Origin of the sequence: Thermocladium sp. ECH_B (assembly GCA_001516585.1) — an archaeon.
In the GTDB taxonomy this organism is placed as follows: domain Archaea; phylum Thermoproteota; class Thermoprotei; order Thermoproteales; family Thermocladiaceae; genus Thermocladium.
The window spans coordinates 1-9,876 of sequence record LOBW01000067.1; the positions used below are offsets into that span (position 1 = coordinate 1).

The 9,876-nt window shown below is 44.8% G+C and carries 9 protein-coding genes; 6 read left to right on the plus strand and 3 right to left on the minus strand.

The genetic code is table 11. The features are described from left to right. Position 1: 1 nt before the first annotated feature. From AT710_07830 to AT710_07855, 6 genes are all read left to right on the plus strand, one after another. Positions 2–826, plus strand: coding sequence for a nitrilase (locus AT710_07830; GenBank protein KUO90955.1), 825 nt, complete (start codon positions 2–4; stop codon positions 824–826). Between the two features lie 150 nt (positions 827–976). Beyond that, a complete protein-coding gene (locus AT710_07835; GenBank protein ID KUO90956.1) occupies positions 977–1,228 on the plus strand; it encodes a hypothetical protein in 252 nt (83 codons plus the stop codon). A 336-nt stretch (positions 1,229–1,564) separates the two neighbouring features. After that, entirely contained in the window at positions 1,565–1,984 is a 420-nt protein-coding gene (locus AT710_07840; GenBank protein ID KUO90957.1) for an inosine-5-monophosphate dehydrogenase, read from the plus strand. Positions 1,985–2,122: 138 nt separating this feature from the next. After that, positions 2,123–3,553, plus strand: a complete 1,431-nt coding sequence (locus AT710_07845) for a hypothetical protein (GenBank protein KUO90958.1) — start codon at positions 2,123–2,125, stop codon at positions 3,551–3,553. Between the two features lie 127 nt (positions 3,554–3,680). Beyond that, complete coding sequence (locus tag AT710_07850; GenBank protein ID KUO90959.1) at positions 3,681–5,513, plus strand: glutamine--fructose-6-phosphate aminotransferase; 1,833 nt, start codon at positions 3,681–3,683, stop codon at positions 5,511–5,513. 1 nt (position 5,514) lies between these two features. After that, the gene (locus AT710_07855; protein KUO90960.1) at positions 5,515–6,636 is read left to right on the plus strand and encodes a hypothetical protein; all 1,122 of its coding nucleotides are present in this window, start codon (positions 5,515–5,517) and stop codon (positions 6,634–6,636) included. Positions 6,637–6,681: 45 nt separating this feature from the next. On the opposite strand, the gene AT710_07860 is transcribed toward AT710_07855, so the two are convergent. The 3 genes from AT710_07860 to AT710_07870 all read right to left on the minus strand — a co-directional run bounded on the left by AT710_07860 (position 6,682) and on the right by AT710_07870 (position 9,845). Next, positions 6,682–7,461, minus strand: a complete 780-nt coding sequence (locus AT710_07860; protein ID KUO90961.1) for a hypothetical protein — start codon at positions 7,459–7,461, stop codon at positions 6,682–6,684. Positions 7,462–7,627: 166 nt separating this feature from the next. Beyond that, positions 7,628–9,361 (minus strand): glycine--tRNA ligase, encoded by a 1,734-nt coding sequence (locus AT710_07865; GenBank protein KUO90962.1) that lies wholly within the window; start codon positions 9,359–9,361, stop codon positions 7,628–7,630. A 10-nt stretch (positions 9,362–9,371) separates the two neighbouring features. Next, entirely contained in the window at positions 9,372–9,845 is a 474-nt protein-coding gene (locus tag AT710_07870) for a hypothetical protein (GenBank protein ID KUO90963.1), read from the minus strand. Between the last annotated feature and the right edge of the window lie 31 nt (positions 9,846–9,876).

Here is a 9,876-nt window from a genome sequence, read left to right on the forward strand (position 1 = left end):
CATGAGGTTTCACTTATTTCAAGCGAAGAGTAGGCTAGGCGATGTCAATTATAACCTGGATAGATTGGTAAGTTATGTGAAGGCTAATTGCGGCAATGGGGATGTGGTGGTTACTCCTGAACTATATTTGCCGGGCTACATGTCTCGCGATCTTCACTTTAATATGGCAGAACCAATAAATGGCAACATAATTAGAACGCTCACGGCCGCTGCCGCAGAAACCGGATGCACAGTAATAACTGGAATGGGGGAGCGAGATGAAGTTACCGATGTGATATATAATGCCGCAATAGTGGTTGGACCAAATGGATTAATAGCTAAATATCGTAAGAGGCACTTGCCGAGTTATGGCGTATTTGATGAGGCGCGTTACTTTGGGATCGGCGAGGAGGATGCTCCGGTGTTTGATATAAATGGAACGAGGCTGGGCCTAGCTATTTGTTACGATGCGTTCTATCCTGAAGTCTCCCGAAGCCTAATGCTAAGGGGCGCAAAGATACATGTATACATAAGTGCGGCGCCGGATATGAGTAAAAATCACTTCGAGGCATTCATGAGGGCGCGAGCCATGGAAAACGTCGTTTATACAGTATACGTAAACACGGTGGGCCAATATGATGGGTTGGGATTCTTCGGCGGAAGCCACGCCGTTGATCCGCTTGGCGAAGTCATAATTAAGGCCAAGTATTATGATGAGGATTATGTTACCGTGGACATAGATCCATCGATGGTAACAAGATACAGGTCGATAAGACCCATATTAAAGGATTATCAAAGGAGCGATAGGGAAATGCTTTATAGAAGCATGGAGGCTGAGCGATTATGAGTTGCGAAGATGAGGTAAGGCAGCTCTTAAATTATAGGGATGAATTGTTGAAAGACATTGATGAATACAACGAATTAATAGCGAGCTATGCCAATGACTTAACTGCAATAGAGAACATGTATAGGAAATTAATGAATGAGGTGAATAAGTGTGGAGGACTGTAATGATGCGATTAAGATAAGGCAGGAATTAATAAGGCTTAATTCCAGAAAGGCATCGCTCCATGAAGAATCGCTGGAGTTATTTAATGAGGCGAGAGCTGCCTTGTTAAGATTAGTGGCACTACATAGTCAATATGAATTGGCATGTAAATCAAGCGATCCATTAATCAATAATGAATACAAACAATTCATAGAATCCATGATGGGGAAATACCTACTAAAAAAGGATAATGTATCCTAAACCCTAATTGGGCCTCGACAAAGAGGGCCCATTCATGCAATTTAGGCAACAAAAAATCTAATCCCCTCCCCCGAAGGTTTTGAGGGGCAAGGATTTCCTCAAAGTCTTAGGGTTTATATCCTTGTTTTAGGCGTGGGGTCATTGGGATAAAATTTAATAGGAACTCGCATTATCCCTATGTGGAGTTAGCTGCCCACCCGATCCCGTGAGGTCCCGGTCGGGCCACGTTGCCCGGGGAAGGTTCAAATCCCGGCGGCCCCACCAATCCTAAATCTTATTTGCTTCATTGCTTATTCCGGGAAAACATTAATAATGTCCTAAGCATCTTGGGATTATATGGTTCTCTATGCCAAGGATATAATGAAGAAGTACACTAAGCAGATTGATGGGGGCTTAACGGCTCTGGATGGAGCTAAAATAATGGCGGAGGATCACGTGGGTTTCCTAATAATTAGAGAAGAGGGGAAGCCCGTCGGAATAGTGACGGAGTGGGATTATGTGAGCAAAATAGTGGCTAAGGGCATTGATCCCAGCAAGGTATTGCTGCGGGATATAATGACCAAGCCGCTTACATATATTGATCCAAATACTCCTACGGATCAAGTTGCGACGCTAATGGCACAGAAAGGAATAAGGAGACTGCCCGTTATAGATAATGGTGAATTAGTGGGCGTCGTGACGTCCAGAGATATATTGAGGATTTTCAGGGAGTACGTGGATAAGATAACCACTCTAATAGCTAGCTTCTCAACCTAATCCTTTATTCTGGCGTTTAGGAAAGAAATTTTTATAAATATATGTCAAATGATAAATCCATGCCGCTTCCTCCAACAACTAAGGAAGTAACTTACTTCGCTGATTATTGCCGTAATGAGCCGCGGTTGGTGTCGTTATATGAGTAGGGGCAATATAGTTCTAGTGATCACTAGTTTGGGTTCCTTCCTATCGGTTCTAAATTCAACATCGCTCTTAATAGCGCTTCCATCAATGATGATTGATTTAAAGATGAGCTTCTTCTTGGTGATATGGGTGCTAACGGCATACTCAATAGCATTGGCAGTCCTCTCCCCGGTGCTGGGCAAGTACTCCGATGTAAGGGGAAGAAAAAATATATACAGTATCGGCTATTTAATCTTCTTCATTGGCTCCTTATTGGCCGGAGTAAGTCCTAATTCATTGCTAGTATTAGTGGCTAGAATACTCCAAGGAGCAGGCGCCGCTTGTCTTTTCTCGAATAGTTTAGCGATAATAACGGATAATTTCAAAGGAGTTGAGCTTCAGCGAGCAATGGGAATAAATGCTGCCGTGGTTGGTCTGGGCACTGCAATCGGTCCAATACTGGGGGGAGCATTAACTCAATTAACGTGGAGACTAGTTTTCTTATTTAATGCACCAATAGCAATTCTGGGTTACCTAATATCGGTGAAGAGCTTGCCCAGCGATTCGGTTAGTGGCCGCAACATAAAGATGGATTGGCTGGGCTCAATTATTTTCTCCATGTTAATGATTATCCTAATAGCTTACCTAACCCTTGGACCAATAATTGGATGGCTCGGAGAGGATGCATCAATGCCGATTTCGGCCTTAATTTTATTGGTAATGCTGATATTAATAGAAGGGAGAGCAAGGGAACCAATGATTAATCCCAATATTTTCAGCAACAAGAGGTTCTCCCTAGCCATTACATCAACATTGCTAAACTCCATTATTAGATATTCATTAATCCTATTATTGGTGCTTTACCTGCAGGGCCCCGCTGGTTATACGCCTCTGGAGGCTGGCTTAATAATGACTCCCTACGCCGTAGCCATGGGCCTCTCAAGCTTTTACTCGCCTAAACTCATAAAATACATTAATAGCGATACTATTCAATCAATTGGATCATCATTAATAGGCACAGCATCCTTTGTCCTAGCTATGTCTCCACTCCCGCTTGTCTTCATGCTTATAGCCATGGTAATGGGGGGAACAGGAATGGGGTTATTCTATACTCCTAATAATACCTCAATAATGCTCTCAGTAGAACCCGTTCAAAGGGGTATTGCGGCTGGGCTGAGGATCCTCATGTTGAACCTAGGGTCGGCCGTGGGAACAGCTGTAGTATTTGCTGTGCTGGCCACCGTGGAACCAATACAGCTAATAGGCAATGTATTCCTTGGCTTAACCACGTCATTGGGGTATCGCGATAAATCGTTATTTATAAGGGGAATAGATATATCGTTCATAATGATAGGCATCATTTCCATTTCAACAATAGCCTTATTAATTCTCCATAAAAAACAAGAGGCAAGAGACCTTCTTCTAAAGGAACAAGGCGAACAATGATGCCCTCAATACAACGGAGCCGCGTAATCGCGTTTCAATCATGATAAGTCCATGTGAGTCTCCTCATTAATCGGTTTGTTGATCCCTCATCACGTAACGTTTATTAATTAGGTCTTTAAAAGAATGCGTGTGCGGCATAATAGGCGTTTGCTCCTTTAATGGCCTTGGGGAGCCACTTGGTAGATTACTGAAAAAAAGCCTAACGAGGCTTGAATATCGGGGTTATGATTCCGTGGGCGTCGCCGTTATTAACGGCAAAACATTGATTGTAAGGAAGGGACGTGGAAAAATAGGAGAGGTAGATTCAAGGATTAAATTCAGCGAGTTGGATGGCATGATCGGAATAGGCCATACTCGTTGGGCCACACATGGAAAGCCAAGCGACGAGAATGCTCATCCACATATAGACTGCGAGGGACGCGTAGCAGTTGTGCATAATGGAATCATTTCTAATTATCGTGAACTTAAGGCAGAACTAGAGCGGCGGGGTCACGTGTTTAGGAGCGAGACCGATACCGAGGTTATTGCCCACTTAATAGAGGAGAATCTAAGAAGTGGAGCGAATGCATTTGAGGCATTCAAGAAGTCTATTGCGAGCTTAAAGGGAGCGTATGCATTGGTGACTATAATAAGGGATGAACCGGATAAATTATTCTTCGTGAGGAACATATCGCCCCTAGTCATAGGGCTTGGCTCTGGAGCTAACTTCATTGCCAGCGATATACCTGCGTTTCTCGAGTACACCAATACCATTGTGGTGATAAACGATGGAGAATATGGATTTGTGACGCCAACCACTGCACACGTGGAGAGAGGCGGAGTCCCCATTAATATTGAGGAGAGGATCCGCCATATTACTTGGAGCCCCGAAATGGCAAGCAAGGAGGGGTATCCACACTTCATGCTGAAGGAGATACATGAGCAACCAATAGCGCTTAGGAATACATTAGCCGGGATAGAGAAGGAGGCCATGAATAAGATAGGTAAGGAACTGGCTGATTCGCGCCGCATATTTATAACTGCCAGCGGCACTTCCCTACATGCGGGTTTAGTGGGCGAGTACCTGCTTACCACAATCGCAGGCATGGATGTTCATTCATTCACATCATCCGAGTACCGCAAATACGTTAAACTCGCCGGCGAGGGAGATACCGCCATAGTTATATCTCAATCGGGGGAAACCATAGATGCGCTTCTAGCCCTTCGCGCGTTGAAGGCTGCTGGGGTCAAGATAATAGCTATCTCCAATGTAATGGATAGTGCGATACCCAGGGAGAGCCATGCTGCCATATACACTAGAACAGGACCAGAAATAGGGGTCGCCGCAACCAAGACATTTACTTCCCAATTAATGGTGCTGACAATGCTGGCAATGAATACGGCGGCTGCGCGAGGCTTAATTCAATTAAGTGAGTTGGATGACGCCATTAATCAATTAGAGCAAGTGCCTGATTTAGCTCAATTAACTCTAGCCAATTACGAGGCGCGTATAAAGCGATTAGCCATTGATATATCTAAGGCAAGCAGCATGTACTACTTGGGAAGGGGACTTGGGTTACCCATCTCCATGGAGGGAGCGCTCAAGATGAAGGAGGTGGCCTATATACATGCAGAGGCCTACCCTGCGGGCGAGAGCAAGCATGGCCCTATAGCGTTAGTTGAAAAGGCGTTTCCAGTGGTCTTCACGATATTTAATGATGAGTATAATGAAGCTATGGAGGGCAATATAATGGAGATGAGGGCGAGGGATGCATATACGATAGGTATTGTTCCGAAATCATTAAGTAATGGAATGGAGAAGCTGCTCGATGTGACCATTCCGATAAACATAGAGAAGCCGGCGGCTGCAACCATGGTTTACGCAATCCCAATGCAGTTACTTGCCTATTATACCGCTGTGTCTAAGGGCCTTGATCCGGATAAGCCCAGGAACTTAGCTAAGACGGTGACGGTGGAGTAAGATGCAGAGAAGCATATGGGCCGTGGTACTAGGGGGAGGCCTAGGCATAGATATGCAGCCATTAATGGGCAACGGCAAATCCAAGTACCTGATCAACATATTGGGTAAGCCATTGATAAAGTACCCCATTGATGCCATAAGAAACTTAGGAATCCGAAGAATAACAATAGCATCTAATCAGCAACTTATAGATGAATCCGAGATAGATTACGTGAAGTATGGAGACAATGAGACAGATGCTTTAAGGGAGGTTGCTCAATACTCCTTAAAGGGCACTACCGTGATAATAGCTTATGGAGATGTAGTAATGCCCATGGATGCCTACAGATTACTTCTGGATACCCATATTGGAAGCGGCAATTCACTAACTGCACTAGTGGTGCCTATAGAGGATGCGGCCGGGTATATTAAGATCAATCTAACAGAGGGGCAAGGAATAAGTACCGCCATCAGAAGCAATGAGCATCAACCAGGCTACGTGCTTGCCGGGGCCTTAGCGATAGAGGGCGAGCACTTAGCTCAAATATCGAGCAGCGACTTCATAGATTTACTAAGTAAGTCAGGAGGGGGAGCCGCGTTATGGAGCGGTTGGTGGATAGATGTAAAGCATCCCTGGGATCTCCTGGCCGTTATTCGAAACGAGCTCAGCTCATTAAGCCAAAGCAGGATTAGCGCGAGGGCCTCCATATCAAGCAAAGCATCAATAGAGGGAGTAGTAATAATAGATGATGAAGCCACAATAGATCACAACGCCACAATAAGGGGACCCGCCTATATCGGTAGGAAGGCATATATTGGAACAAACGCATTAGTGCGTAACTATGCATCAATCGAGGAAGGCAGCATAATCGGGGCCGGCGTTGAGATAACCGAGTCATTAATACAGCCATACTCAACAATTGGACGAGGATCCTTCATTGGATCATCAATAATTGGGGAACACAGCGTAATGGAGCCAGGCGTAGTAACGCTAACTATGCACCATGAAGAGGCGGGAAATATTGGGAGACGGAAGTTAGGCATGATAATTGGGAACAATGTACGCATCGGCGCCAATTCAGTTATATCCCCTGGATCCATAGTGAAGCCCAACACTATAATTCCGCCGCTCTCGCGAGTATGATAAAACGAACAACAAGCCTTGCCCTTTAGGGCGGGGAGGAGGTCATTAGGGCTTTTTGCCTATTATTATAAAGCCAGTGTGCCCCAGCATCCACATTTGAGGTCTAGTCTCCCCAGGAACGGTCTTCCAAGGCCTCAATATGGATTCAAATAATTGAATCCTTATTAATCCCAACTCAACCATTTTGCTGATTGTCTTCTCAACTTGCCCTATCGTGGGAACATATGCCGCCACATTGGAGCCATGCTTTAGTGAATTCACTACGGTATTTAATAAAGACCATGGTTCAGCCACATCTAGGATTGCTGCATCGTAAAGCTCACTTAATTTAGCGTCGGCTAGGTCTTGATTCCGTATCTCCACATATTGATGCACCCCCATTTCCCTTAATGTTTTCTCAGCGATCCTTATATAATTCGCATTCCTCTCATACGTAATTACTCTGCCGGTCGGCATTACATGCATTGCAAGCATGCTGGTCAGGTAAGCGCTTCCCATACCTGCCTCCAAGACTGTGGATCCGGGAATTATATTGCAGTACATTATTATTATGGCCGCATCCTTGGGATATATGGGCTGAGTCGCTCGGCGCTGCTTCATCAATATGTCAACTATATCCGGTCGGCTCAGAGTAAAGACGTAGCCCAGATTAGTGGAGACCTTATCGCCATAATGCGCCCCAACCACTTGATCGCCTTTAATGCGGCCCCTTATTGTATTGAAGATGGAGTCTCGACGCGCCTTAACCACGTAATTAATGGTATCACTAAAAAACAAAAGAACATAACTCCCCTCCATTATGATGTCTCCCTGTTCCTCGCTCATTAAAGACCTCTCTCCCCGCATGCAATTTATCTATTAACCCTGAAAATCCGAAGGCCTTCAAGTGAATTGATCCCATTCCCATAAGGAGACTCCCTGATGTCTATAACGTATTAAGGAAGTATTTGCCTTTATCTATTTTGAGCGAAGATCTTTCAAGTTGAGGTAGTTAGGTGGGGATAGTTCTTTTCCTATTTATTCTTAATGAGATATCGCTCACCAATGAATCGATTGATATCCTTACCTGTGCCGTGGTATCCCTATCCCTTAATGTGACCGTGCCATCCTTGGGCGTTTGGTCATCTATGGTTATTGCGAATGGAACTCCCTCCTCATCATACTTAACGTATCTTGAGCCTATTGTGTCGCCATCATCATAGACCGCCTCTATCCCATTTGATACAAGCATGGACCAGATTCTCTTACCTATTGCTGGATATGGATCCTTCTTAATTAATGGAAGCACGGCGACCTTTATTGGAGCTATATCAGGGGGTAACTTAAGCAGTGGCTTACCGTTCCTCTCCATATAGGCGTTCTCTAGCGTGACGTACAATAACCTATCTATTCCAAACGATGGCTCTATCACGTGAGGCATGAATCGCTCCCTAAATATCTTCCTTTCCTGCTCGCTTATATACACTAATTCCCTCGTTATCTCGAATTCCCCGAAAATGGACTTGCCGATTGTCTCTATGTCATTTAATACCTTTTCCGCATTATCATGGATGTACTTAATTATCCTTCCCGCATCGCTCCCAAACCTCTCCTTTATCTTGACTGGATTCGGGGATAATTTCACGATCTTCTCGATGCGCGGCGTCTCTAGATCTCTATACGCGCTCAGGTCTTGGCCGCTATACTTGGCGTGCCTAGATAAATCATAATCAGTCCTATACGCGTGGCCGCTGACTTCTAGCCAACCGAATCGATCTGTTAAAACCACTTGATCGAAAACAGCCTTAGCGTAATGAGCCCGTTCTTCCGGTAATTTAGCTATGAATAATTGCTTATCAAGGGGAACCCCTAGCTCATTTAGAAATACGGTGGCTAACCCCATATAGAACCCCATCCACTCATTAACTATGTACCCCTTCTCAACAGCCTCCTTTATGCCTACCTCATGTGGAGTGTCGAGGCCCTTCGCCACATCGGTCTCCGGCAATATGCGTATCTTGACGTCCCGCACGTCATCTAGGTGAGGACAAGACGGTGATTGTGGGTCAAAGAATAACTCTATCTCCATCTGGGAGAACTCCCGTAACCTGACTAATCCCTGTCTTGGAGATATCTCGTTTCTCCCAACCTTGCCCATCTGAGCCACCGCTAGCGGTAATCGTCTATTCGATAATTCATAGAGCTTGGCGAAATCAATGAACATTCCCTGCGCAGTTTCAGGCCTAATGAAACCGAGGTTATTGCTATATGGCCCAATAACTGTCTGAAACAGCAGATTAAAGCGTTGAACATTACCTAAATCGCCTCCGCAATTTGGACACCTTATTTCATACTGCGAAATCAATTCATCAAGGTGATGCTCATCAAGTCCCTCGGTCTTTATCTTAACACCCTTCTTACGCAACTCATCCTCAACCAAATGATCGGCCCTATACTTACGTCCACATTTATTGCAAGTAACTAGAAAATCAGTGAAATTCTCTAGATGCCCGCTCGCCTCAAAGACTATTTTGGGCATAATTATTGGGGTCTCTACCTCTATCGTGAAATCCATATAAGGCACAATGAATGTCTTGTACCATTTATTCATTATATTTCTCTTTAAGCCAACGCCGAGGGGACCATAATCATAGAATCCACCGGCCTCAACCATACCCTTATATGCGTCGAAGCTCTGCCAATAAAACCCCCTCCTCGCCAACAAGTCGTTTAGCTTATCCGACATTCATGAAACGTCAACAACATGGGTTAATAATTTTTCCGAAACATATTGACCAAAAATAATTGACCTCATCCAGCAACAAAAGGAATCTGACCTCCTCCCCGCCATTTGGCGAGGGCTCCCCGAGGTCTAGAGGGTTACGCCCCATTAAGGGCGCTACTCGATTATGATCCACGATAAACGACAAAGGCTTCTTTATTGCTGAGATCACTATGCCGGTAGCCTTCTTCAAGATATTCAATGCGCCGTTTAGGTCCGAATGAAGCTTATGACCCAAGGGGCAATTAACTACTCCCCTTGGATCCCTAGTGACCTCAACGCCATGATAAGCACAATACTTTGAGGTGTTGTACTCAATGACCTCAAACACTCTCATACCGTATTCTTGAGCCTTCAGCTCTATGACCTCCATGAGTTTACGATAAGACCACAAATTCACAGTGAACTTATTGCCCTTATCCTGAGCAATGTTGAGGGTGTAGCCCAAGTAGATGGTTGATACGCCTCTTTCGTGAAGT